Below are 1,904 nucleotides of genomic sequence, written 5' to 3'. Positions count from 1 at the left end.
TGTTTACCCTGATCATTTTTATTTTCTGTTCGGTAGCGTTGCTGCTGTATACATCAGGGGATCATTATTTTTCCGGCTTTTTTAAAATGTTCGCCTCCACCGGTTTTATCGTATTATGTGTTTATATGGGCGGCATTCAAAGCCGCTACGGTCTTGCCATCTTAACGGGGCTCTTCTTTTCTTGGTGGGGAGATTTATTTCTTATTTCCAAATCCTCCGCCATTTTTATGGTAGGACTCGTTGCCTTTTTTCTTGCCCACGTTGTCTATTGCGCTGCCTTTTTCTATGTGGGAGCGGCGCTTCTCGAAATTATGATCGCAGCCGGGCTGCTGTTGATTCCCGCCGCCATCTTGGTGCATTGGCTCTACCCCTATCTGGGCTCCATGCGCTGGCCCGTTTTTGCCTATATTGCGGTGATTAGCCTCATGACTGCCGTAGCCGCTTCAGCCGCCTACAGTTCCGGCAGATATTTGATCATCCTCGGCGCCATTTGTTTTTATTGTTCCGACATTTTTGTTGCCCGCGAGCGTTTTGTAGTCGAACAAAAGACCAATCAACGGGTAGGCTTGCCGCTCTATTACCTCGCCCAGATCTTATTGGCGATCACGGTAGACTACGCACGCTGACCTATACGGAATAATCCGTGTATTGCCAATGTTCCCGAAAATGGTGGCTGCATCGTGATGCAATGCGCCGTTTCCACTACCTACGCAAGCGCGCGGGACATTTCCTCAACATACAAGGAGGTTGCCAATGGTAAACACTTATTCCACAATGATGCCTTTGGGCACAGAAGCCCCGGATTTTTCACTGCCCAACACAGCTGGGACAATCGTATCCCGCGCCGACTTTAAGGACAGTAAAGCCTTGTTGGTCATGTTCATTTGCAACCATTGCCCCTTTGTAAAACATGTGCGTTCTGTGATGGCAGAACTCTGTGCAGCCTATCAACAAAAGGGGGTGGGCGTGGTGGCGATTATGTCCAATGATGTTGACACCTACCCGGCAGACCATCCCGATAAGATGGCGCAAGAAGCGCAGGATGGGGGATACAGCTTTCCGTATCTCTACGATGGTTCTCAAGAGGTAGCGAAAGAATACGGTGCCGCCTGCACGCCCGATTTCTTCCTCTTCGACAAGGATAAAAAGCTCTTTTATCGGGGTCAGATGGACAGCTCCCGACCGGGAAATAATCTCCCTGTTACGGGAGATGATCTGCGAGCCGCCCTAGATGCTGTGCTCAATGATCAGCCTGCTCCTGAGCTGCAAAAACCCAGCATGGGCTGCAATATCAAATGGAGAGAGGGCAACGCGCCTCACTATTTCAATCCGTGAAAATGGTCGAAGCCTTCTGCGGCATGTGCCTTGCCGTCTACAATGATTGAGGCAGGTCCCGGCCGAACTTCTCCGATGATGGTCAGCTGTGTCGTAAAATAATAGCTGAAATTGTACAACAACGCTTCGGCGTAGTCAGCGGACACCGTAAAAGCCAATTCATAATCTTCGCCCCCGGAAAGGGCGGCCGCCTGCGCGGAAACACCGCTTCGATGGGCATAATGCTTTTGGTCGTCTGAGAGAGGAAGGCGTGTGGTGTCCACTGCTATGGATACCCCGCTTCGTGTTGCTATATGCGACAAATCTTGGAGTATCCCATCGCTGATATCAATCATGGAATGCGTCTTATTCGTCCCCGCTAAATATGCGCCTTCCCGAAGCCGGGGCCGGGGCCGCAACTGAGATCGTACCAAGCCTTCCGCTTCCTCTCTTTGCCCCTGCTCTAAGGCATGCAGTCCCAAAGCGGCACTGCCGGGATGACCGGTCACAATAACCACATCGCCGGGCTGTGCGCCCGATCGGTAGACCGGACGAATTGCAGAACTGCCAATAACCACCATATTCAAAAC

The 1,904-nt window shown here is 51.2% G+C and carries 3 protein-coding genes; 2 read left to right on the top strand and 1 reads right to left on the bottom strand.

Annotated elements, in window-relative coordinates:
• Both GX117_04400 and GX117_04395 read left to right on the top strand, forming a co-directional pair.
• Positions 1-626: lysoplasmalogenase (locus tag GX117_04400; GenBank protein NLO32584.1), on the top strand; the 626-nt coding region annotated here is incomplete at its 5' end.
• Positions 627-753: 127 nt separating this feature from the next.
• Positions 754-1,335 (top strand): thioredoxin family protein, encoded by a 582-nt coding sequence (locus GX117_04395; protein NLO32583.1) that lies wholly within the window; start codon positions 754-756, stop codon positions 1,333-1,335.
• Here the strand turns inward: GX117_04395 and GX117_04390 are convergent.
• On the bottom strand, positions 1,320-1,904 hold a 585-nt coding region (locus GX117_04390; GenBank protein NLO32582.1), incomplete at its 5' end, for a hypothetical protein. The genes GX117_04395 and GX117_04390 overlap by 16 nt on opposite strands.

Source organism: Candidatus Hydrogenedentota bacterium, assembly GCA_012523015.1.
Classification (GTDB): domain Bacteria; phylum Hydrogenedentota; class Hydrogenedentia; order Hydrogenedentales; family CAITNO01; genus JAAYBJ01.
The sequence above is the reverse complement of the archived record's forward strand: the minus strand, read 5'-3'. Positions and strand labels throughout refer to the sequence as shown.

What these genes read in the sequence shown, in the direction of transcription:
- GX117_04395 (NLO32583.1), top strand. Translation starts at nt 754, where the DNA reads ATGGTAAACACTTATTCCACAATGATGCCTTTGGGCACAGAAGCCCCG.